The 23,425-nt window shown below is 32.5% G+C and carries 19 protein-coding genes; 15 read left to right on the top strand and 4 right to left on the bottom strand.

Annotation, left to right across the window (positions count from 1 at the left end; translation table 11 throughout):
- Positions 1-54: 54 nt before the first annotated feature.
- The 4 genes from ACJBCC_RS06120 to ACJBCC_RS06105 all read right to left on the bottom strand — a co-directional run bounded on the left by ACJBCC_RS06120 (position 55) and on the right by ACJBCC_RS06105 (position 5,566).
- Entirely contained in the window at positions 55-1,089 is a 1,035-nt protein-coding gene (locus ACJBCC_RS06120) for a hypothetical protein (RefSeq protein ID WP_407556671.1), read from the bottom strand.
- Between the two features lie 97 nt (positions 1,090-1,186).
- Positions 1,187-1,945 (bottom strand): LytR/AlgR family response regulator transcription factor, encoded by a 759-nt coding sequence (locus ACJBCC_RS06115; RefSeq protein WP_407556670.1) that lies wholly within the window; start codon positions 1,943-1,945, stop codon positions 1,187-1,189.
- Positions 1,945-4,857, bottom strand: a complete 2,913-nt coding sequence (locus ACJBCC_RS06110) for a histidine kinase (protein ID WP_407556669.1) — start codon at positions 4,855-4,857, stop codon at positions 1,945-1,947. The genes ACJBCC_RS06115 and ACJBCC_RS06110 overlap by 1 nt, the downstream gene beginning before the upstream one ends.
- Before the next feature lie 154 nt (positions 4,858-5,011).
- Positions 5,012-5,566, bottom strand: coding sequence for a proprotein convertase P-domain-containing protein (locus tag ACJBCC_RS06105; RefSeq protein WP_407556668.1), 555 nt, complete (start codon positions 5,564-5,566; stop codon positions 5,012-5,014).
- Between the two features lie 473 nt (positions 5,567-6,039).
- Between ACJBCC_RS06105 and ilvD the strand changes: the two genes are divergently transcribed.
- The 15 genes from ilvD (at position 6,040) to ACJBCC_RS06030 (ending at position 23,325) form a co-directional block, all read left to right on the top strand.
- Positions 6,040-7,719, top strand: a complete 1,680-nt coding sequence (gene ilvD / locus ACJBCC_RS06100; RefSeq protein WP_299101988.1) for a dihydroxy-acid dehydratase — start codon at positions 6,040-6,042, stop codon at positions 7,717-7,719.
- A gap of 85 nt (positions 7,720-7,804) precedes the next feature.
- Entirely contained in the window at positions 7,805-9,541 is a 1,737-nt protein-coding gene (gene ilvB / locus ACJBCC_RS06095; protein ID WP_407556667.1) for a biosynthetic-type acetolactate synthase large subunit, read from the top strand.
- A 95-nt stretch (positions 9,542-9,636) separates the two neighbouring features.
- On the top strand, positions 9,637-10,167 hold the full coding sequence (ilvN, locus tag ACJBCC_RS06090) for an acetolactate synthase small subunit (protein WP_407556666.1): 531 nt from the start codon (positions 9,637-9,639) through the stop codon (positions 10,165-10,167).
- A 44-nt stretch (positions 10,168-10,211) separates the two neighbouring features.
- Positions 10,212-11,714 (top strand): ketol-acid reductoisomerase, encoded by a 1,503-nt coding sequence (gene ilvC, locus ACJBCC_RS06085; RefSeq protein WP_299101994.1) that lies wholly within the window; start codon positions 10,212-10,214, stop codon positions 11,712-11,714.
- Between the two features lie 64 nt (positions 11,715-11,778).
- Positions 11,779-12,069: an antibiotic biosynthesis monooxygenase gene (locus ACJBCC_RS06080; protein ID WP_299101996.1), complete on the top strand. Its 291-nt coding sequence runs from the start codon at positions 11,779-11,781 to the stop codon at positions 12,067-12,069.
- Between the two features lie 32 nt (positions 12,070-12,101).
- On the top strand, positions 12,102-13,370 hold the full coding sequence (ilvA, locus tag ACJBCC_RS06075; RefSeq protein WP_299101998.1) for a threonine ammonia-lyase IlvA: 1,269 nt from the start codon (positions 12,102-12,104) through the stop codon (positions 13,368-13,370).
- Between the two features lie 10 nt (positions 13,371-13,380).
- Positions 13,381-14,958: an NADP-dependent glyceraldehyde-3-phosphate dehydrogenase gene (locus ACJBCC_RS06070; protein ID WP_299102000.1), complete on the top strand. Its 1,578-nt coding sequence runs from the start codon at positions 13,381-13,383 to the stop codon at positions 14,956-14,958.
- Between the two features lie 462 nt (positions 14,959-15,420).
- Positions 15,421-16,059: a GNAT family N-acetyltransferase gene (locus tag ACJBCC_RS06065; protein ID WP_299102002.1), complete on the top strand. Its 639-nt coding sequence runs from the start codon at positions 15,421-15,423 to the stop codon at positions 16,057-16,059.
- Positions 16,060-16,100: 41 nt separating this feature from the next.
- Complete coding sequence (locus ACJBCC_RS06060) at positions 16,101-17,285, top strand: argininosuccinate synthase (RefSeq protein WP_299102004.1); 1,185 nt, start codon at positions 16,101-16,103, stop codon at positions 17,283-17,285.
- Positions 17,286-17,370: 85 nt separating this feature from the next.
- Positions 17,371-18,354, top strand: coding sequence for an N-acetyl-gamma-glutamyl-phosphate reductase (gene argC / locus ACJBCC_RS06055; protein WP_299102007.1), 984 nt, complete (start codon positions 17,371-17,373; stop codon positions 18,352-18,354).
- 142 nt (positions 18,355-18,496) lie between these two features.
- A complete protein-coding gene (gene proC / locus ACJBCC_RS06050; protein ID WP_299102010.1) occupies positions 18,497-19,297 on the top strand; it encodes a pyrroline-5-carboxylate reductase in 801 nt (266 codons plus the stop codon).
- Positions 19,294-20,418: an aspartate aminotransferase family protein gene (locus tag ACJBCC_RS06045; protein ID WP_299102012.1), complete on the top strand. Its 1,125-nt coding sequence runs from the start codon at positions 19,294-19,296 to the stop codon at positions 20,416-20,418. The genes proC and ACJBCC_RS06045 overlap by 4 nt, the downstream gene beginning before the upstream one ends.
- Positions 20,419-20,420: 2 nt before the next feature.
- Complete coding sequence (locus ACJBCC_RS06040) at positions 20,421-21,617, top strand: glutamate-5-semialdehyde dehydrogenase (RefSeq protein WP_299102014.1); 1,197 nt, start codon at positions 20,421-20,423, stop codon at positions 21,615-21,617.
- Positions 21,618-21,620: 3 nt separating this feature from the next.
- Positions 21,621-22,385, top strand: coding sequence for a glutamate 5-kinase (gene proB, locus ACJBCC_RS06035; protein WP_299102016.1), 765 nt, complete (start codon positions 21,621-21,623; stop codon positions 22,383-22,385).
- A 4-nt stretch (positions 22,386-22,389) separates the two neighbouring features.
- The gene (locus ACJBCC_RS06030; RefSeq protein ID WP_299102018.1) at positions 22,390-23,325 is read left to right on the top strand and encodes an acetylornithine carbamoyltransferase; all 936 of its coding nucleotides are present in this window, start codon (positions 22,390-22,392) and stop codon (positions 23,323-23,325) included.
- The last annotated feature ends 100 nt before the right edge of the window (positions 23,326-23,425 follow it).

Here is a 23,425-nt window from a genome sequence, read left to right as displayed (position 1 = left end):
CTATGTTTTACCACAGGCCATTGACTTCTAACCAAAAACAAAAAAAACAGTTATTTAATTTATTGTTACTGATGAACCGCATGCTGTATCAGCAGTATAGAATTTTGTGCCAGGTGTGCGATTTTCATCAATAAAATAATAATACATATCTGAACTACAACTTATAGATCGAGAATGCCCATTATCAATACCTGTTGTAATATGAGCATTTTTACTTGAGCCCACCCATATCCTTCTACCTGTTTTGTTATGAACAGTCATTACTTTATTATTTTTATACCATTTGTTAAATGCTAACATACGTTGATGTTCAGGGCTATTAAAAATATCATCATTGTATTTTTTCATAGCCTTATCCATCAACACACGCGTATCTGCAATATGTTTTTTTAACTTTACGTTTTTAGGATCTTTAATCCAAGTAGCATATTGACTCTTTTGCTGAGCTGTTGCCTTGTTTAAATATGGTTGTAATACTTCTGCTTTTAATTTTTTAATTTTTTCTTCGCTACCAGTACTTCCTTCTTTTAATCCTTGTTTCAATTTTTTAAAGAAACCACCTTTTTTCTTCTTTTTTGTTTTCTCACCACTATCTTTTGTAGTTGTTTCTGGAAATTTAAGAATAAATCGTACTGAATAATCGTCTTTACTTTTCCAATCAGAAAGAAAAAACAAATAGTCATCTACAAATACAAACCTCTCATCACCAACACTTTTTCCTTCTCTAACCACATAGCCTACCGCTTTTTGTAATTTTCCATTGCCTTCATAATTACTTTGCATATAAGTCACAGGAAACGCAGTATCGTCTGCAAATAGCCTAATTACTGTATTTCTTGTAGACTCGGCAGCATGGTTTGGGTATTTTTTAAATGATATTTCAAAATGATCATTTGGTCTACTTTTATCCATTTGGATATCTGTAATAGTCATTACACCACCATGACTCTTATATTTATCTGCAATAATTTTGTAATCGCCTTTGTAAACAGTATTTTTAATAATTTCGCTTTGATGTTTTACATCTTGTGCTTGTATACATATTGTAAGCAGAAAAATCCAGATTGTAAATAAGTTTATTGTTTTCATTTTTTATTAAAATTTATATTTCAAACAAAAATGCCTCATAACTGAGGCATTGTATTGGATTTATTTCTGAAAACACTATTTTTTTTTCTAAAGTATTTTAAGTGTTAAAAACTTGATTGATTACGGTCATAAATTCATCTCGCTTATCTTTAGATATAGGAATTGTCTTACTATTGGTCATTATTAAATGATAACCATCCTTTTTAGAAAGCTCTTTAATATGTTTTAAATTCACTAAATAAGAACGGTGTGGTTTATAAAAAATAGAAAGATTACTCAATTGTTCTACAAAGTGTTTTAAAGGTTTACAAATTAACTCAGACTCACCATTATCTAAATAGACTTTGGTATACATTCCATCTGCTTCAAAAAGTAAAATATCATCGTGCGAAATAAAAATGACCCCTTTAGGTATTTCTAAGGCTATTTTATTTAATGCTAACTGATTAAACGCTTTCTTTAGATCCTTTAACTGATGATTAATTGTTTGTCCTTTAAGAACGGTTATTGCTTTTTCTGTTGCAGCTTTAAGTTCTTCTACAGCAATTGGTTTTAACAAATAATCTATAGCAGATAACTTAAAGGCATCTACCGCATATTGGTTATAAGCTGTAGTAAATATAATTTGAAAATTAACAGGTGTATCTTCTAATAATTCTAAAATTTGAAGCCCAGAATATTTTGGCATTTCTATATCAAGATACACAATATCTAACTTTTCAGACTTAATAATTTCTACACCTGCTTCTAAATCTGAAGCCTGTAAAATAGTTTTGATATCCGGACATTGTTCTTGCAATAAACGTTCTAATAATCGTCTTGCTTTATTTTCGTCATCTATAATTAGTGCTTGCATTATATACTTTGTATAGGAATTTTTATTTCTACTTTAGTCCCTGTTTTCTTACTAAGATCTAAAGGAGTAATAGTTACCTTAATTGGTGTTTTTCTAGTCGTATTTAATAATGTTACTCTTTTTTCATTAGCACTTGTTGCGAACGATTTGTGCATAGGTCGCCTACTCGCATTTAGTTTTTTAGATGCTTCAACACCAATACCATTATCTTCAATTTCACAAAAGAGTATATCATTATTATTATTTAAATAAAATATCAACTTTAGTTTTCTATTATCCTTTTTATGTAACAAACCGTGTTTTAGTGCATTCTCTACATAAGGCTGAATAAATAATGATGGTACTTTTACACGACTAATATCTATAGTTTCGGAAACTTCTATAGAGTAATCTAATATGTCTTCAAATCTATTTTTCTCTAATTCTAAATATATATTTAAGGCTTTTAACTCTTGATTGAGTGTTACTTCACTCTCTCTACTGTGCTCCAAATAAATACGAATCAATCTCGAAAATTTTATTAAAAAAGAACTAGCGAGTTCTTTTTCATTCAGCACAATATATTCTTGAATAGAGTTTAGGGCATTAAAAATAAAATGTGGGTTCATTTGCGATCGCAAATTTTCTAATTGCGATAACACCAACTGTTTATTAACAAACTCTTTTTGTAAAACCTCTGCTTGCTTTCTTTTTAGTTTTTCAATTTTAGAAACGAAAATGAAGTAAATAGCTAATCCAATTAAAATAACAGACAAAACGTAAAACCACCAGCGTTTCCAGAATGGCTTTAAAATTGAAAATTCTATAGTCTTTATGGTATCACTTTCTGGTAATGCTTTAACTTGAAACTTATAATCTCCGCTTGCTAAGCTATTATAATCAACATAATTCACAAGCTCATTTGTTGTCTTCCAAATAGAATCTGAACCCAAAAGTCTATACTTATAACGTGTGTTTACATTGCTTTGAAATCCATTACTATTAAAGTTAAATCCGATTTTATTTTCGTCATAATCTAATTCATAGCTATCTTTAATAGGGTGAGATTGTTCATTTATTCTAAAATCTGTAAAATAAACTGTTTTATTTTTAACTTTTTTAAAAGCACTGTCTTTATAAAGTCCAAACATACCAATATTTGATACAAAAAGAACTTTGTTATCCATCACTTCTATATCACTAATACGATATGTTGGTATTCCGTCTTGCCGTGTTAAATTCTTGAAAGTTTTTTTAGTAACATCTAATAATTGTAGTCCTTTTTCTGTAGCAATCCATAAATGGTTTTTGTCTGATTGTAAAACACTTGTTTTGTTAGACAGCAGACCATTACTTTCATCATAAGTTACAATAACAGATTTATTTTTTATACCAAGAATTCCATTTTTAAATGTAGAAACCCAAATAGTATTATCATTTGTTTCTGTTATTGAAGTACCTAAAATATGCTCATTTTTATATTTTATTTCTGTTTTATTAAACGCTTTATCAAAAACAAAAAGACCTTCAACTGTGCTCACATAAACGTCTTTTTTTTCTTTAGAAGCATAATTAGTGTACGACCTTTTATTGACTAATTTATTAATTTCATTAAAATTATTGTCTAATAAAATAGCGTCTTTATAGGATGATAAAACATAGCTTGCAGTCTCTATCTTTGATATGCTTTTTGCACCATATAATAACTCATTATACATCTTTTGTAACCTACCACTTTCTATATTTAGACTTAAAGCAATATCTTCTTTAACAATAATAGCTTCAGGTTTTACTTTATCTAGTATAATTTCTGAAACTCTGTAGGTAGAACTTATATCTAAAACTTTGATATTATTTTTTTCTGTATCTATTGTAGCGACGCGACCATTATTAGTACCAAATAAAATAGTATTATTACCTATGTTTTTGATTTTGTTAATATTAACTAAGTCCTTTGAAAGCTCGTATTGAAAAATATTAATGTTTGGTATTATAAAAATCCCTTCACCTTTTGTTGTTACCCAATAATTATCATTACTATCTCTAATAATTTTTGTGACGTACACTTTATTGAATAGGCTTCTTTGAAATTCAAGCTTATTATCTAGTAGCTTAAAAATTTGAATACCTATATCTGTTGTCATCCAAATTTCATCATCTTTAAAAAAAACTTGATTGATACTCCTAGATTCTAATTCTATTGGAACTTTCAATAATTCTAATGTCTTTTTAAGAATATCAAATTGATAAAACACATTTTTTTTATGTCTTAAAAAATGGCACAAAAAAATATTACCGTTTGATGCTAAATTGGCGGACTTAGAGATGCTAGTATTTATCCTTTCATCATAAATATCAATGTGTAAACTATCTACCTTATTAAAGGTATGATCTGTTTTTATAATATAATTTCGCTTTGTATAATAATAGTTATTGGACTGCTCTAGAGGTAAACCTATGAGAGAGAATGTTTTGTTTATAGCTTTAGTAACCTTTTTATCATCAAGATTTACAGAATAAATAGTTCGTCCTGTAAAAACTATTAAATGCGTTTTATTGACCTTAAATTGTGGAAGTTCACCATTAAGAATGTCTCCTAAATCTATAAAAAGATTTAAACGTTTGTTTTCAATATAAAAAAACTGTCCTGAAATATTATTACACCAAATGCGTCCTTTATCATCTTCTAACGTCCCAAAAACAGCATTTCCTCTTTGCTTAGGGTGCGAGAAATAGTCGTATTGTCTGCCATTATAACGGTACAAACCTTTATCTGCTGCTAACCAAATAAACTGCTTAGAATCTTCAATAATATTGTAAAACTCAATATCTGGCAGTCCATCTTTTTCTGTTAGATGAATGCTTGCTGGCTGTTGCGCATTTAAAGAGAGAATGCAACCATAAATTATTAATAGAGATAAGTACTTTAACAAGTGGGTCTGTAATTAAAATTCAAAAATACATTTCTCTCTATAAATTTTATTCTTTTCTTTCTGAAACATCTTAATTTTATTCTAAATAAATCGTCTTAAAATGGTTTTAATTTATGATTAATCGCTTGTTTAGAATCCTATTTCCATTTTGGATTTACAAAATATAAACTGATTTATTTAATGTCCTTAAATCTAACTTTGTTTTAAATTGAGACTCATGTTGTTTAAACTCAAAACTATTCATTAATCTTCCTTTTAAATCAAATATAATTATTTTAGTCTCGCTAGAGACCGAATCAAACGACACATTTAGAATACCATTTGAAGGGTTAGACCATATTGAAGTTTCAAAATACAAATCATTTAAACTTAATGTTTCAACACCACATAACTCTAATGAGAAATTTTCAAATTCACCTACTGTTTGAGCTGACATATTTATAACTGTGAGCACCCAATCTCCTAGAGAGTTCTGATTATTGAAGACACTTAAATCTCCCTCAGGCAAGTAAGTACCAGTAAATGGTGCTGAAGCTTCAGATACTGTATTTTGTGCATCTTGACTGAATGTTGTGTTAACATAATTATCTCCATCATCTCCATTATTGGACGTCAATAAAACTTCAATACCTTGAGGACTTGTTATAGATACAATTAAATCTTGAGTAGATGGATGATTGATATTAATTGTAACGTTAACAAACGACAAAACAACCCATTTTTAAAAATGCTCTAGAATATGCTCACGAATACACACGCTTTTACACCTACACAGAAGATTACTTTTAAGTTTTAATCATACCAAAACGACCTTATAAAACCACACAGATACACACATGTATAAAATGTTTGGCTTCTGGAGGCACCACCATCAAAAACCCGATTCAAACGAATCGGGTTTTTTGGTTTTATACCTCAATTAAACATTTAAATTATATTTTTATTAAAATCATATTTTTAAAAATCATTAATCAATGTATTCATCAGTGCTAGATTAAAACGTTAACTAAAAATTTAATTCATTTTGAACATCATATTAATTTGAGTCTAAAAATTTGAATATCAGCATTTTAACTACCAGCCTACACAACTGAATTTAGAAAAAAATAATGAAGTTAATTCCACAACCAACGTTTATCAATTAATTTAGTTTCTGCAAATCAATTTTGCCTAAATAAAACTATGAGTCAACTAAATAAATACAGCAAAACAGTAACCCAAGATCCTACGCAACCTGCAGCACAAGCAATGCTTCATGCAATTGGTTTAACAAAAGAAGATTTCTTTAAACCCATCGTTGGTATTGCAAGTACAGGTTACGAAGGCAATCCATGTAACATGCACCTCAATGATTTAGCTAAATTGGTTAAAGAGGGCACAAAAAATGAAGATGTCGTCGGTTTAATTTTCAATACTATTGGTGTTAGTGATGGCATTTCTATGGGAACACCAGGAATGCGTTATTCATTACCTTCTCGAGATATCATTGCAGATTCTATGGAAACTGTAGTTCAAGCCATGAGCTATGATGGATTAGTAACAGTAGTCGGTTGCGATAAGAATATGCCTGGCGCATTAATGGCAATGATTCGTTTAAACAGACCTTCAATTCTAGTTTATGGTGGTACTATTGATTCTGGTTGCCATAACGGTAAAAAGTTAGATGTTGTCTCTGCCTTTGAAGCTTGGGGAAGCAAAGTTGCTGGAACTATGGATGAAGGCGAATACCAAAATATAGTTGAAAAAGCATGTCCTGGCGCTGGCGCTTGTGGTGGAATGTACACCGCAAACACAATGGCATCTGCTATTGAAGCTCTTGGAATGACTTTGCCTTTCAATTCTTCTAATCCTGCATTAAGTGATGCTAAAAAAGAAGAATCAGTAAAAGCTGGTGAAGCTTTACGCCTATTATTAGAAAAAGATATTAAACCTTCAGATATAATAACAAGAAAATCTCTTGAAAATGCCGTTAGACTAGTCACAATTCTAGGTGGTTCCACTAATGCTGTATTACACTTTTTAGCTATTGCTCGAGCTGCTCAAATCGATTTTACTTTAAAAGATTTTCAAGATATAAGTGACAATACACCATTTTTGGCAGATTTAAAACCAAGTGGACAATATTTAATGGAGGATGTACATGCCGTAGGCGGAATTCCTGCTGTATTAAAATATCTTTTGAAAAAAGGATTAATTCATGGTGACTGTTTAACCGTTACCGGAAAAACAATTGCAGAAAATCTATTGGACGTTCCAGACTTAAAAGAAGGTCAAGATGTTATAAAACCAATTGAAGAACCTATTAAGATTTCTGGACATTTAAGAATGTTGTATGGAAATTTAGCCACTGAAGGTAGTGTTGCCAAAATTACTGGCAAAGAAGGGCTTTGTTTTAGAGGAAAGGCAAAGGTTTTTGAAGGCGAATATGCAGCAAACGATGGCATTAGAGATGGCCTAGTCGAAAAAGGAGATGTCGTCGTCATTAGGTATGAAGGCCCTAAAGGTGGACCTGGAATGCCAGAAATGCTAAAACCAACTGCTGCAATTATGGGCGCAGGTTTAGGTAAAGACGTTGCTTTAATTACTGATGGAAGATTTTCAGGTGGAACGCATGGTTTTGTTGTAGGACACATTACACCAGAAGCACAAGAAGGAGGAACAATAGCTGTCGTAAAAGATGGGGATATTATTACTATTGATGCCGAAACAAATTCAATTTCATTAGAAGTCTCTGAAGTTGAATTACAAAAAAGACGTGCAAAATGGAAAGCACCAGAATTAAAATTTGAACGTGGTGTTTTATACAAATATGCTAAAACAGTCTCATCAGCATCGAAAGGATGTGTAACTGATGAGTTTTAGACAAAGAACAATTATTACAAAAAGTAATCCTTATTTAGATCTTGTTACAAATAAGATTAATTAATGGATATCAAAAATAAATGAGATGAAAGAAACTCAAACTATGAACAACAATTCTAAAGACACTGAAACTACCGAAAGAATTTCTGGCAGTGAAGCAGTTATTAAGTGTCTATTAGCAGAAGGTGTTACAACGCTTTATGGGTATCCAGGAGGAGCGATAATGCCTGTTTATGATGAATTATATAAATATCAAGATCAAATTCATCATGTTTTAACACGTCATGAACAAGGTGCTGCTCACGCTGCCCAAGGTTATGCACGAATTTCTGGAAAAGTTGGTGTCGCAATGGCAACTTCAGGACCAGGAGCTACAAATTTAATAACCGGTATTGCAGATGCTCAAATTGACTCTACTCCTTTAGTCTGCATTACTGGTCAAGTAGGATCTCATTTATTAGGAAGTGACGCTTTTCAAGAAACTGACATTGTAGGTATTTCAACACCAGTTACAAAATGGAATTGTCAAATTACAAAAGCATCTCAAATTCCTGGAGCGATAGCAAAAGCATTTTACATTGCAAGAAGCGGAAGACCAGGACCAGTTTTAATAGACATTACTAAAGATGCTCAGTTTGAAGAGTTCGATTTTAAATACGAAAAATGTAAAGGTGTTAGAAGTTACAAACCTGTACCAAAAACTGATGAAACTGCATTAAAAGCTGCAGCAGAACTGATTAATAGCGCAAAAAAGCCATTAATAGTTTGGGGACAAGGTGTCATTTTAGGTAAAGCCGAAGAAGAATTTAAAGCGGTTATTGAAAAAGCGGGAATTCCTTCTGCATGGACTATTTTGGGAGCTTCTGCAATACCAACGTCTCATCCACTAAATGTTGGAATGGTTGGTATGCATGGAAATTACGCGCCAAATGTTTTAACAAACCAGTGCGATGTTTTGATTGCTATCGGAATGCGATTTGATGATCGTGTTACTGGTAATTTAGCAACTTATGCAAAGCAGGCTAAAATCGTTCATTTTGAAATAGATCCTGCTGAAATAGATAAAAACGTAAAAACGGATGTTGCTGTTCTTGGTAACTCTAAAGACAGCTTAAAAAAGCTTTTGCCACTATTGAATACTAATTCACATATAGATTGGCATCAAGAGTTTAAAGATTTATACCAAATTGAATACGATAAGGTTATTAAAAATGACTTACATCCTACAAAAGAAGGCTTAACGATGGGAGAAGTGTTGAAAGAAATCAACGTACAAACAGAAGGAAAAGCAGCTATAGTCAGTGATGTTGGTCAACACCAAATGATTGCTTGTCGTTATGCCGAATTTAATATTTCAAAAAGCAACATTACTTCTGGTGGCCTAGGAACAATGGGATTTGCTTTACCTGCTGCGATTGGAGCAAAAATGGCAGCACCAGACCGTGAGGTTGTAATGATTGCTGGAGATGGTGGTTACCAAATGAATATTCAAGAATTAGGAACCATTTTTCAGCAAAAAGTACCTGTAAAAATTGTAGTCTTAAATAACGAATTTCTTGGTATGGTACGCCAGTGGCAACAATTATTTTTTGACAAGCGCTATGCGTCAACAGAAATGGTAAATCCAGATTTTGTTGCTATTGCTAAAGGTTATCATATCGATGCTAAGAAAGTTTCAGAAAGACAAGATTTAAAAGCGGCTGTAAAAGAAATGATAGATTGTGATGGTCCATATTTCTTAGAAGTAAGAGTAGAAAAAGAAGGTAACGTATTCCCAATGATACCAACAGGTGCAAGTGTTTCAGATATAAGGTTAGAATAAAATAAGAACAAAGAAACTAGAATAGAGAATACAAAATCCTTAACGACTATTAAAGTCTATTTTCTATTATCTTTTTTCTATTATCTATTAAAAGAATGAGTACAGAGAACAAACAATATACCGTTTCAATATATACGGAAAACAATATAGGATTACTAAATAGAATTTCTGCAATATTTCAAAGAAGACACATGAATATTGAAAGTCTTAACACATCACCTTCAGAGATTGAGAGTGTTTCAAGATTTACAATTGTTGTGAATATTGCAGAGTCGCAAATGAAAAAAATCATTGGCCAAATTGAAAAGCAGGTTGAAGTCATCAAAGCTTTTTATCATACCGACGATGAAATCATTTATCAAGAATCGTGTTTATTTAAAATAAAATCAGAATTATTATTTGATGAACGTCAAATTCAAAATATTATAAAAGAAAGTAATGCCAGAATTGTCACTGTAAACAAACAATTCTTTGTTCTTGAAAAATCAGGAAGAAAAGAAGAAATTGATTTACTCTACCGAGAATTAAATGTTTTCGGAATTATGCAATTTACGCGCTCTGGACGAGTAGCTGTTACTAAAGACGAAATGAAAATCTCAACATTACTAGAAACATTTCAACATTAATACAAATTAATAGACTAAAATAGGTTTAAAAACAACTAGAAACAATGTCAAATTATTTTAACACATTACCATTAAGAGAACAATTAGAGCAATTAGGAAAGTGTCGTTTTATGGACGCTTCAGAATTTGAAGATGGTGTGAACGCTTTAAAAGGAAAGAAAATCGTAATCGTAGGTTGTGGCGCGCAAGGTCTAAACCAAGGTTTAAATATGAGAGATTCTGGCTTAGATATTTCTTATGCATTACGTCAGGCTGCAATTGATCAGCAACGTGAATCTTACAAAAACGCAACATCAAATGGTTTCACTGTTGGTACTTACGAAGAGTTAATACCAACTGCAGATTTAGTGTTAAACTTAACGCCAGATAAACAGCATACCAATGTAGTAAATACAGTAATGCCTTTAATGAAAAAAGGTGCAACTTTAAGTTATTCTCATGGTTTTAATATTGTTGAAGAAGGTACACAAATCCGTGAGGATTTAACCGTAATTATGGTCGCACCAAAATGTCCTGGTAGTGAAGTTCGTGAAGAGTACAAGCGTGGATTTGGTGTACCAACGCTTACCGCTGTACACCCAGAAAATGATCCAGAAGGAAAAGGTTGGGCACAAGCAAAAGCCTATGCTGTTGCTACAGGTGGACACAGAGCTGGTGTTTTAGAATCGTCGTTTGTTGCTGAAGTTAAATCTGATTTAATGGGAGAGCAAACTATTCTTTGTGGACTATTACAAACAGGCGCAATTTTATCTTTTGATAAAATGGTTGAAGAAGGAATTGAACCAGGTTATGCTGGGAAGTTAATTCAGTTTGGTTGGGAAACCATCACTGAAGCTTTAAAACATGGTGGAATTACCAACATGATGGATCGTTTATCTAATCCAGCTAAAATTAAAGCGCACCAATTATCAGAAGAATTAAAAGATATTATGCGTCCTTTATTTGAAAAGCATATGGACGATATTATCTCAGGTCATTTCTCTAAAACAATGATGGAAGATTGGGCAAATGATGATGTTAACTTATTATCATGGAGAGCTGCAACTGGAGAAACTGCTTTTGAAAAAACAGCATTAACTACAGATCATATCTCAGAACAAGAATATTTTGACAATGGCGTATTATTAGTAGCATTTGTAAAATCTGGAGTAGAATTAGCTTTTGAAGCCATGACAAGCGCTGGCATTATTGAAGATTCTGCTTACTACGAATCGCTACATGAATTACCATTAATCGCGAATACAATTGCAAGAAAGAAATTATTTGAAATGAACCGTGTGATTTCTGATACTGCAGAATACGGGTGTTATTTATTTGACCATGCATGTAAGCCATTATTGACTGATTTTATGAAAACAGTAGATACAAGTATTATTGGCAAGCCATTTTCTAGTTCAAACGGAGTAGATAACGGAGAATTAATTGCCGTTAATGATGCTATTAGAAATCATCCAATTGAAGCTGTTGGTCAACGTTTACGTTCAGCAATGACAGCTATGAAAGTTATTAAATCTGATGTTGAAGCAAGTGATTCTGTTTTAGCATAAATTATAATCATCCTGTCAGGTTTAATTAATCTGACAGGTGTTTTTCTAAAATGCAAAATGAATCATGATATTAGAAGTTGCTATTTTATACGTTAAAGACAATTTAGAAAAGCAATTTGAAATCGACTTTTTAAAAGCAGGACAGTATATCAGTTCAATTAAAGGCTACAAAAGTCATTCATTAAAAAAATGTATTGAGCAAAAAAACAAATACATTCTGCTTGTAGATTGGGAAACAATTGAAGATCATAATATAGGATTTAGAACCTCTGAAGCTTATTTAAAATGGAAGGCATTATTGCATCATTACTATGATCCTTTCCCTAATGTTGAGCATTATGAAACTGTAATTTAAATATAAAATTTCCACTTTCGTGGGAAGAAAACATGGAAGAAACAAAAACCACATACAGACCAACATTAGAAGCTATTGAGGCTGCAGCAGAAAAACTTAGAGGTATTGCTTCTGTAACGCCTTTAGTTAAAAATGCTAGGTATTCTAAAAAATTTGGAGCCAACATTTATTTTAAACGAGAGGATTTGCAAGAAGTCCGATCTTATAAAATTAGAGGTGCTTATAATAAAATCTCTTCTCTTGATGCTGCTCAAATAGAAAACGGAATTGTATGTGCTAGCGCAGGAAATCATGCACAAGGTGTTGCTATTTCTTGTAAACTTCTAAAAATACAAGGTACCATATTTATGCCGTCGCCTACACCTGGTCAAAAAATTGAACAGGTAAAAATGTTTGGCGAAGAATTTATTGATGTTGTTTTAGTTGGCGACACTTTTGACGATGCTTACCATGCAGCCATGCAGCAAAGCGAAGAAATGAGTAAAACTTTTGTTCATCCTTTTGATGATGAAAAAGTCATTGAAGGACAAGCAACCGTTGGTTTAGAAATAATTGACCAAGCAAAAGAGCATCCTATTGATTATGTTTTTGTTCCTGTTGGTGGTGGTGGATTAGCTTCTGGTTTATCTTCGGTTTTTAAATTATTATCGCCTCAAACAAAAATTATTAGTGTAGAACCAAAAGGTGCTGCTGCAATGCTCACTTCAATTAGAGCTAATAAAAATATTAAATTAGAATCTATAGATAGCTTTGTAGATGGAGCAGCTGTAAAGCGAGTGGGCGATTTAAATTTTGCGATTTGCAAAGAAAATTTACATCGTGTTGTTACTGTAGATGAAGGTAAAATATGCCAAACGATATTAGAATTATATAACAAAGATGCCATTGTTGCTGAACCAGCTGGTGCATTAAGTCTCTCTGCTTTAGAACAGTTTAAAGACGAGATTAAAGGAAAAAATATCGTTTGTGTTATTAGTGGAAGTAACAATGATATTACACGTACTGCCGAAATCAAAGAACGTGCACTACTCTACGCTAATCTTAAACATTACTTCATTGTTAAATTCCCACAACGTACAGGTGCTTTGCGTGATTTTGTTGTAGATATATTAGGACCAAACGATGATATCACGCACTTTGAATACACAAAAAAAGCAAATCGAGAAAATGACGTTGCAGTCGTTGGTATACAATTAAAATCGCCCGAAGATTTAGAACCATTAATATCAAAAATGAAACTTCATAAGTTCTTTGGAGATTACCTCAACGATAAACCCGATTTATTTCAATTCTTAGTTTAAAACAACAATCATGAATATTCCAGAAGAGTTTCAAATTAAATCCTTAATTAACCAAAACACCTATTTAGCTGAAGGTGGCTTAATACCTTGGAGAGGAGAAACTTCAAAGGTGTATTCAACTATATCTTCTACTACGGACTATGCACCAACACTACTAGGTACAATTCCTACGCTAGGCAAAAAAGAAGCTTTAAGAGCATTAGATTCTGCAGAATCTGCATACAAGAAAGGACAAGGTTTATGGCCAACAATGAAGGTTGAAGACCGCATTGTTTGCATGGAGAAGTTTGTGGAACAAATGAAAACCAAGCGCGCTGAAGTTGTAAAATTACTAATGTGGGAAATTGGTAAAAACCTTCCAGACTCTGAAAAAGAGTTTGACAGAACTGTGGAGTACATATACGACACCATTGAAGATTATAAACAAATGGATCGTGATAGTGCTAAATTTGTTAAGAGCTCTGGTGTAAATGCACATATCCGAAGAGGGCCTTTAGGTGTTGTACTTTGTTTAGGCCCTTATAATTACCCATTAAATGAAACATTTGCTTTATTGATTCCCGCCTTAATTTTGGGAAACACAGTTGTTTTTAAGCCAGCAAAGCATGGTGTTTTATTAATATCACCTTTACTAGAAGCCTTTAGAGATAGTTTTCCTAAAGGAGCTGTCAATATTATTTATGGACGCGGAAGAACCGTTGCTGCACCAATTATGCAATCCGGAAAAGTTGATGTTTTAGCTTTAATAGGAAATAGCAAATCCGCAAATGCTTTACAAAATCAGCATCCTAAAAGTAATCGGTTACGTTTAGTTTTAGGTTTAGAAGCAAAAAACCCTGCAATTGTCTTACCAGATGCAGATTTAGATTTAGCCATAGACGAATGTATTGCAGGTTCAACTTCATTTAATGGTCAGCGATGTACTGCTTTAAAAGTGCTATACGTACATGAAGCTGTTGTGGAAGAATTTAACAAACGATTTGCAGCAAAAGTAGATGCACTTAAATTTGCAAATCCATGGGAAGATGGCGCTAAACTAACACCATTACCAGAACCAGATAAACCATTATATATTCAAAGTTTAATTGATGATGCTTTAGAAAAAGGAGCTTCAGTCATTAACACCAAAGGAGGAGAAACTACAGAAAATTATATTTTTCCTGCCGTTTTATATCCTGTAACTAAAGAAATGAGAGTGTTTCAAGAAGAACAATTTGGGCCAGTTATTCCAATAGTACCATTTTCAGATATTGAAGAACCTTTAGATGATATGGCAGAGTCAAACTACGGACAACAAGTAAGTTTATTTGGTAAAGATGTAAACACCTTAGCACCATTGATTGATACACTTGTAAATTTAGTATGTAGAGTGAATTTAAACAGTTCTTGTCAGCGCGGACCAGATGTTTATCCATTTACAGGACGAAAAGATTCAGCAGTTGCCACTTTAAGTGTTCATGACGCCTTACGTTCTTTTTCAATTAGAACTTTTGTAGCATCAAAAGACAACGACTATAATAATGATATTTTAAAAGATTTAATGGATTCAAAAGCTTCAAATTTTGTGAGCACTGATTATATTCTATAATTTATAGTACTAAGAATTAATGATTTATATAATATTCACAATTTAATTTAAAAATATTGCGAAATTCCTAATTCTTTTCAAATAACAATAGACACTAAGACCTTTATTCAATATTAATTTATAATTTTACGTAATGATTACAACGACAAATAAAAACGAAAGACCCATTAGTTTGCCAATACGCAGACGACGTCGCTAATGCTATTACTTCAAAAGCCAATTAGTTAATCCGTTTTTATATTTATTAATCATGAATCATTTTCCAAATACATTTTTCTTTTTAGGTACAGTTATTGAAAAATATAACAATGTATTAGTACGTCGCAATTTTCGACGTCGCCCTTAGGGTGTACTTCTATTTATAGAACTTAGGTGTGTCCAGTTCTGCTTATAAAGCCAAATTCCTGACGAAAGGAATCTCAAAACAAAAAATTACAATTTTAATACTAAAACTCAATAACAATGAAAATTGTCATTGCTGATAAATCACATAGCATATACGCAGAAACGATATGCAACACTATTGCAGATGCTGCTCAAGTTAGAGGTACTGGTATTGCAAAGCGAAAACCAGAATATATTATTTCTAAAATGGAAAATGGCAATGCGGTTATCGCATTAGATGACGACAAATTTGCTGGTTTTTGCTACATAGAAGCTTGGGGACACGGCAAATTTGTTGCTAATTCTGGCTTAATTGTTCATCCAGATTTCAGAAATCAAGGGCTAGCTAAGAAAATTAAAAAAGTCATCTTCGAACATTCTAGAACAAAATTCCCAGACTCTAAGGTATTTAGTATCACAACTGGTTTAGCAGTTATGAAAATGAATAGTGAATTAGGTTACAAACCTGTTACGTTTTCAGAATTAACAGACGACCAATCCTTTTGGAAAGGTTGCCAAACCTGCAAGAATTTTGATGTTTTAACAAGAACAGAACAAAAGATGTGCTTATGTACAGGCATGCTATACGACCCTAAAAAAACTGAAGAAACAAAACCAAAAGAACACAATTACGATAAAAAGGCATGGATAAGATTGAAAAATCTAAAACAAACTATGTTCCTAAAAAAAGATAAAAAAGATGAACCTAGCAATTAAATGCGAACTCATTTTACAAGTGAAAACAATATAGTAGAAAAATGAAAAAGAAATTAGTAATAGCATATAGTGGTGGATTAGACACCTCTTATTGCGCAGTAAGTTTATCAAAAGAATACGATGTGCATGCTGTAAGTGTAAACACAGGTGGCTTCAATACTGAAGAGATTAATCACATAGAAAGTAATGCTTATAAAATGGGTGTTTCTACCTATAAAAACATTGATGCAGTAGCTACGTTTTACAATAAAGTAGTCAAGTATTTAATTTTCGGGAATGTCTTAAAAAATGCAACATACCCATTATCTGTAAGTGCAGAACGTATTATTCAAGCCATAGAAATTATTGAATATGCTAAAAGTATTGATGCAGAATACATTGCTCACGGCAGTACAGGCGCAGGAAACGACCAAGTACGTTTTGACATGATTTTTCAAACCTTAGCACCTGGTATTAAAATTATAACACCAATTAGAGATCAAAAATTAACCAGACAAGAAGAAATAGACTATTTAAAATCTGAAGGAATTGACATGAATTGGGAGAAATCTAAATATTCAGTAAACAAAGGACTTTGGGGAACAAGTGTTGGTGGTGTAGAAACTTTAAAATCTGAAAAGCCTTTACCAAGTGAAGCTTATCCATCTCAATTAGTAAAAGAAGGAGAAGAAAAAGTAACACTAACATTTAAAAATGGAGAGTTTGTTGCTTTAAACGGACAAGAAAATGCACCAGAAGTAAATATTGAAAACTTAAATAACATTGCTTCTGCGTATGCTATTGGAAGAGATATTCATGTTGGAGATACTATTGTTGGCACAAAAGGACGCGTTGGTTTTGAAGCTGCTGCCGCTTTAATTACAGTGAAAGCACATCATTTATTAGAAAAACATACGTTGACTAAATGGCAATTGCAGCACAAAGAGTACTTATCTAGTTTTTACGGCATGCATTTGCATGAAGGTCAGTATTTAGATCCAGTAATGCGAGATACTGAAGCTTTTTTACAAAGTTCTCAAAAAATGGTGTCAGGTAATGTGGTAGTGACTTTAAAACCGTATCATTTTTCTTTAGATGGTATTGTGTCTGATCACGACTTAATGTCTAGCGCATTTAGTACCTACGGAGAAGAAAACAAAGCTTGGACGGCAGATGACGCCAAAGGGTTTATTAAAATTATTGGAAACCAAAATAAAATTTATCAACAGGTAAATAATTCAGACTAGACCTAGCAGGTTTATAAAACCTTGTAGGTTTCAAACTAAAAATCAGGTTGAATTAAAAAGATTCCCATTTTCATGGGAAATAGATATGAAAAAATTAGAAACAGGAATCATTGGAGGAGCAGGTTATACAGCTGGAGAGTTGATTAGATTATTACTTAACCATCCTAAAACAAACCTTAATTTTGTTTACAGCACATCTAATGCAGGAAACAAAGTATATAAAGTGCATCAAGATTTAATTGGCTCTACGGATTTAGAATTTACGAGTGAAATTAATTCAGATGTAGATGTATTATTCTTGTGCCTAGGTCATGGAAATTCAACAGCATTTTTAGAAAAAAATAAATTTTCTGATGATACTAAGATTATTGATTTAAGTAATGATTTTAGGTTAGTTGCAGACAAGAATTTTGAAGGAAAAGAATTTGTTTACGGTTTACCAGAATTAGATAAAGAAGCTATAAAAACAGCTAAGTACATCGCAAATCCAGGTTGTTTTGCAACAGCTTTACAACTTGCACTTTTGCCTTTAGCAGCAAAAGGTTTACTAACTAATGACGTACATATTAATGCTGTTACTGGAGCAACTGGCGCAGGAACATCATTATCTGCTACAACGCATTTTACTTGGAGAGACAACAATTTTTCGCACTATAAAGCATTTAATCATCAACATTTAGGAGAAATCAACCAAACGGTAAAACAATTACAGAGTAACTTTAATTCCGAAATCAATTTTATGCCAAATAGAGGCGATTTTTCAAGAGGGATTTTTGCTACAACATACACAAAGTTTGAAGGTTCTCTAGAAGATGCTAAAACACTCTACAAAACCTATTATAAAGACGCAGTATTTACTGTTGTTTCTGATGAAAGTATATTTTTAAAACAAGTGGTAAATACCAATAAATGTATAATTAGTCTTGAAAAACACGGCAATAAATTACTAATCACAAGTGCAATCGATAATTTATTAAAAGGTGCTTCTGGCGCAGCAGTGCAAAACATGAATTTAATGTATGGATATGAAGAAACAGAAGGATTACAATTAAAGGCGAATTATTTTTAAACATCTGTCATTCCTGCGCAGGCAGGAATCCACTCGTAAAAAAATTAGATTCCTGCCTGCGAAGGAATGACAAAACATCAATAAATTATTTAGACAACAGTAAGCACTAATTACTACTAACTAAAAACTAACAACTATAAAGATGAAAATAGCAATCATAGGAACCGGAAATTTAGGAAAGGCCATTGCAAAAGGATTGATTACAACCAATGCTATTACATCCTTGTATTTAACCAAACGTAATTTAAATTCTATTAGTGAATTTGAAGGCTATAAAGACGTTATCTTAACTTCAGATAATATTGAAGCCGTTAAAAATTCAGACATCTTAATTTTTGCGGTACAACCATCGCACATGGAGAAAATATTGGTCGCTATAAAACCTTTACTTCATGAAAACCATGTACTGATTTCTACCATTACAGGATTTTCAATTGAAAAAATGGAAAACATTGTGGGAGATGATAAGATTTTAATAAGAGCTATGCCAAATACAGCTATTGCTGTTGGTAAATCAATGACGTGTCTGTGTAGTAATGGAAATGGAAAAAACAGAATAAAAGTCGCAGAAGCCATATTTAATAATTTAGGGACTTCTATTGTAATTCCGGAAATTAAAATGCAAGCTGCTACTGTAATTTGCGCTAGCGGAATTGCCTTTTGGATGCGCTTAATTAGAGCAACCACTCAAGCGGCAATTCAACTTGGATTTGAAGCCAAAGAAGCCCAAGAATTAGCCATGCATACTTGCGAAGGAGCTGCAAGTTTATTAATTACAACTGGCAATCATCCAGAACAAGAAATAGACAAAGTAACAACACCAAAGGGCTGTACCATTGAAGGCTTAAATGAAATGGAACATAAAGGATTAAGCTCATCTTTAATTCAGGGAATGATAGCATCATTCGACAAAATTAACAGTATTAAAACCGACCAGTTATGAATTTATTTGATGTTTATCCTTTGTTCAACATAACACCTGTAAAAGGGAAAGATGTCTATGTTTACGATGAAAATAACACAAAATATCTCGACTTATATGGAGGTCATGCTGTAATATCCATAGGGCATTCTCACCCAGAATATGTAAAAAGCATTAGCAATCAAGTCAATCAATTAGGATTTTATAGTAACTCTATTCAAAATCCTTTACAAGTTGAATTAGCTCAGAAATTAGGAAAATTATCTGGTTGCGAAGATTATCAATTGTTCTTATGTAACTCTGGAGCAGAAGCCAATGAAAATGCGTTGAAATTAGCTTCTTTTCATACTAACAAAAGTAAAATAGTTTCATTTAAAAATTCATTTCACGGCAGAACGTCTGCTGCAGTTGCCGCAACTGACAATCCTAAAATAGTAGCACCAATTAATGCACAACAACAGGTTGAGTTTTTAGAATTAGACGATTTAGATAGCCTAAATGCAGTAGTATCAAAAGGAGATGTTTGTGCTGTTATTATAGAAACTATTCAAGGTATTGGTGGATTAGATGAAGTTTCTACCGAATTTTATAAAGAAATTAGTGCTGCATGTAAACAACACGGAACACTTTTAATTGCAGATGAAATTCAATGCGGATTTGGAAGAACCGGAGATTTTTTCGCTTTTCAAAAACATGGTATTGAACCCGATATTATTTCCATAGCAAAAGGAATGGGTAATGGCTTTCCAATTGGAGGCATTTTAATCCACCCGAATATAAAAGCATCTTATGGTTTGTTAGGAACCACTTTTGGTGGCAATCATTTAGCATGTGCAGCATCAATAGCGGTTTTAGATGTATTAGAGAAAGAGAATTTAATGCAACATGCTAAAGAAATTTCAAAATACTTCATTGCACAAGCACAAGGAACTCCACAAATAAAAAACATAAAAGGTAGAGGGTTAATGTTGGGATTAGAATTTGAATTTCCAATTGCAGACTTAAGAAAATCTTTAATTCACGATCAACATATTTTCACAGGAAGCGCTAAAAACCCTAATTTATTAAGAATTCTACCACCATTAACGGTAAAAAAGGAACATGTTGATACATTTTTCGACGCCTTAAAAAAAACACTATAACTATGAATACTTTATTATCCATAGACAAAAGAAATTCAGTTTTACTTAAAATGGCTGCGCTTTTAGAAAAAGAAAGAGCCCAAATAATTGCCATAAATAAAACAGATTTAGACGCTTATAATGGCGACGATATCTCAATGTACGACAGACTAAAGGTTGACGATTCTAAGGTAGATGAAATGATTGCTGCTGCAAAACACCTAGCGTCTCAAGAAGATCCTGTTGGCAAAGAACGTTTTAGTTTTAAGCATGATAATGGCATGCAAGTGTATAATAAAACGGCATCTTTTGGAACGGTTTTAATCATTTATGAGTCTCGACCAGATGTTACTGTTGAAGCAGCCGGAATTGCATTTAAATCTGGAAACAAAATACTTTTAAAAGGTGGAAAGGAATCTTTAAAATCGAACTTAAAAATTGTTGAACTCTGGCATCAAGCATTAATAGCATGCGATGCTTCTACCGATTGGGTAGAATATATGCAATTTAACAGAACAGAAACACAAGCATTCTTAGAAAAACCAACACAAAAGGTCGATTTAATTGTACCTCGTGGAGGCGAACGATTAATCGCTTTTGTAAAAGAACACGCTACATGTCCTGTTATAATCAGTGGTAGAGGCAACAATTTTGTTTATGTGAATAAAGAAGCTGACCTTAAAATTGCACTAGATATTATTATCAACGGTAAAACAGCTAAAATATCGGCTTGTAATGCGGTAGATAAAGTTCTGATTGATAAAAATCTTCCAAATAAAGAAGCATTCATAAAAACATTAATTTCAAAATTGAAAGCGTATAATGTTGAAATCTTAGGAGATGAAAACATTTCAAAATTTGATACTATAGAAACGATAAATTCGGATTCTATTTGGCATGAAGAATTCTTGGATTATAAAATTGTAATTGGAGAAATTGCATCAAATCAAGATGCTATTGCTTGGATAAATACATATTCAGGAGGTCATTCATCCTCTATTATAACAACAAATAAAGACGCAGCGAAACTCTTCATGGAAAATGTAGATACAGCAGCTGTTTATCACAATGCATCTACACGTTTTACTGATGGAGGACAACTAGGTTTAGGTGGAGAATTAGCCATAAGCACAGACAAATTACACCAAAGAGGACCAATAGGATTACAACATTTAGTCACTAATAAATGGTACGTTTTCGGAAATGGACAAACACGATAAATAATGGCTAAAAAGAAAAGAATTTTACTCAAAATCGGCTCTAATACCTTAACCAAAGAAACCGATAATATTTCAAGAGGAAAAATTGAAGATATTGCAAATCAAATTGCGAAGCTTCAAGATTCTCATGAGTTTATTATTGTGAGTTCTGGAGCCATTGCTGTAGCCAAACAGTTTGTAAAATTAGAGAGCAAACGCAAGGAACTCTTTGTAAAACAAGCTTTAGCTTCGATTGGCCAACCACATCTTATTCGGATTTATCAAGAAATTTTTAGAGAACTCGGTTTACTGACATCTCAATGTCTATTATCTTATTCAGATTTTGAAAAACAAGAGAGTAAAACCAATATTGTAAACACCATTAATGTATTGGTTAGCAATAATTACATTCCTATTATTAACGAAAATGACACGGTTGCCACTGACGAAATTAAATTTGGAGACAACGACAAGTTAGGTGCATTAACAGCATCACTTTTAGATGTAGATTTATTTATAATTGCCACCAACACAAACGGCATATACACTAAAGCATCTATGGAAAATAAAGCACCAAAAACCATAGAAGAAGTCAACGATTTTAGCGTATTGATGAATGAAGTGGTAGATTCAAAATCGTCTCATGGCACAGGTGGAATGCAATCTAAAGTGGATGCCATTTCCTTAGCAAAACAATCTAATATTGAAACATGGATTGTCAATGGTTTGGAAGATAATTTTATTATTAATGCCATAGAAAACAAAGTACCTTTTACTAAAATAAAATAGCGACATGAAAAATTATACCACGTTAAAAGACATATCTAATCTGTCGGAAACAATAAGAGAAGCCATTTTATTAAAAATGAGTCCTTTTGAATATTCGCATCTAGGAAAAAACAAGACTTTAATTATGCTGTTTTTCAACTCAAGTTTACGTACACGATTAAGTACTGAAAAAGCAGCAAAAAACTTAGGTATGGACGTTATGATTCTTAACGTAAATGACGCTTGGAATTTAGAGTTTGAAGATGGCACAGTTATGAACATGGACAGGTCTGAACATATAAAAGAAGCCGCACAAGTGATTTCTCAATATGCAGATATTATTGCGGTAAGAGCGTTTCCGACATTACAAGATAAAGCAAAGGATGAATCGGAATTTGTACTAAATAGCTTCAAAAAATACGCAACGGTTCCAATAGTTAATATGGAATCTAGTACAGCCCATCCATTACAAGCGCTAACGGATGCAATCACTATTTCAGAATTAACAGAGAAAAAGAAGCCTAAAGTGGTTTTATCTTGGGCACCACATCCAAAAGCTTTACCACAAGCGGTTGCCAATACTTTTGTTGAGATGATGCAAGATTTAGATGTAGATTTTACAATTACACATCCTAAAGGTTATGAGCTTAACTCAGAAATAACTAAAGACTCGCCAATAAATCACAATCAAGAAGAGGCCCTTAAAGATGCCGATTTTGTTTACGTAAAAAATTGGAGTAGCTATAACGATTATGGAAAAATTCTAAATAACGATAGCAATTGGATGATGACTAAAGCAAAATTAGGTAATGCTAAATTTATGCATTGCCTACCTGTAAGACGGAATGTTGTGGTGGAAGATGCTGTTTTAGATAGTGAGCAATCTGTGGTTATACAACAAGCAAATAACAGAACTTTTGCGGCTCAAGTTGTATTGAAGCAGATTTTAGAGGATTTATAAATAACTTAAGACCTAGCAGGTTTAATTCATTGTCATTCCTGCGCAGGCAGGAATCTATTACTAATAAATGTGGATTCCCGTTTTCAAGGGAATGACAAAA

The organism is Winogradskyella sp. 4-2091 (assembly GCF_045765065.1).
Taxonomy (GTDB): domain Bacteria; phylum Bacteroidota; class Bacteroidia; order Flavobacteriales; family Flavobacteriaceae; genus Winogradskyella.
This window is presented reverse-complemented; position numbering and strand designations above follow the sequence as displayed.

Excerpts from the sequence above, each read along its gene's own strand:
- ACJBCC_RS06120 (WP_407556671.1), bottom strand. The coding sequence starts at position 1,089 with ATGAAAACAATAAACTTATTTACAATCTGGATTTTTCTGCTTACAATA.
- ACJBCC_RS06115 (WP_407556670.1), bottom strand. The coding sequence starts at position 1,945 with ATGCAAGCACTAATTATAGATGACGAAAATAAAGCAAGACGATTATTA.
- ilvD (WP_299101988.1), top strand. The coding sequence starts at position 6,040 with ATGAGTCAACTAAATAAATACAGCAAAACAGTAACCCAAGATCCTACG.
- ilvB (WP_407556667.1), top strand. The coding sequence starts at position 7,805 with ATGAAAGAAACTCAAACTATGAACAACAATTCTAAAGACACTGAAACT.
- ilvN (WP_407556666.1), top strand. The coding sequence starts at position 9,637 with ATGAGTACAGAGAACAAACAATATACCGTTTCAATATATACGGAAAAC.
- ilvC (WP_299101994.1), top strand. The coding sequence starts at position 10,212 with ATGTCAAATTATTTTAACACATTACCATTAAGAGAACAATTAGAGCAA.
- ACJBCC_RS06080 (WP_299101996.1), top strand. The coding sequence starts at position 11,779 with ATGATATTAGAAGTTGCTATTTTATACGTTAAAGACAATTTAGAAAAG.
- ilvA (WP_299101998.1), top strand. The coding sequence starts at position 12,102 with ATGGAAGAAACAAAAACCACATACAGACCAACATTAGAAGCTATTGAG.
- ACJBCC_RS06070 (WP_299102000.1), top strand. The coding sequence starts at position 13,381 with ATGAATATTCCAGAAGAGTTTCAAATTAAATCCTTAATTAACCAAAAC.
- ACJBCC_RS06065 (WP_299102002.1), top strand. The coding sequence starts at position 15,421 with ATGAAAATTGTCATTGCTGATAAATCACATAGCATATACGCAGAAACG.
- ACJBCC_RS06060 (WP_299102004.1), top strand. The coding sequence starts at position 16,101 with ATGAAAAAGAAATTAGTAATAGCATATAGTGGTGGATTAGACACCTCT.
- argC (WP_299102007.1), top strand. The coding sequence starts at position 17,371 with ATGAAAAAATTAGAAACAGGAATCATTGGAGGAGCAGGTTATACAGCT.
- proC (WP_299102010.1), top strand. The coding sequence starts at position 18,497 with ATGAAAATAGCAATCATAGGAACCGGAAATTTAGGAAAGGCCATTGCA.
- ACJBCC_RS06045 (WP_299102012.1), top strand. The coding sequence starts at position 19,294 with ATGAATTTATTTGATGTTTATCCTTTGTTCAACATAACACCTGTAAAA.
- ACJBCC_RS06040 (WP_299102014.1), top strand. The coding sequence starts at position 20,421 with ATGAATACTTTATTATCCATAGACAAAAGAAATTCAGTTTTACTTAAA.
- proB (WP_299102016.1), top strand. The coding sequence starts at position 21,621 with ATGGCTAAAAAGAAAAGAATTTTACTCAAAATCGGCTCTAATACCTTA.
- ACJBCC_RS06030 (WP_299102018.1), top strand. The coding sequence starts at position 22,390 with ATGAAAAATTATACCACGTTAAAAGACATATCTAATCTGTCGGAAACA.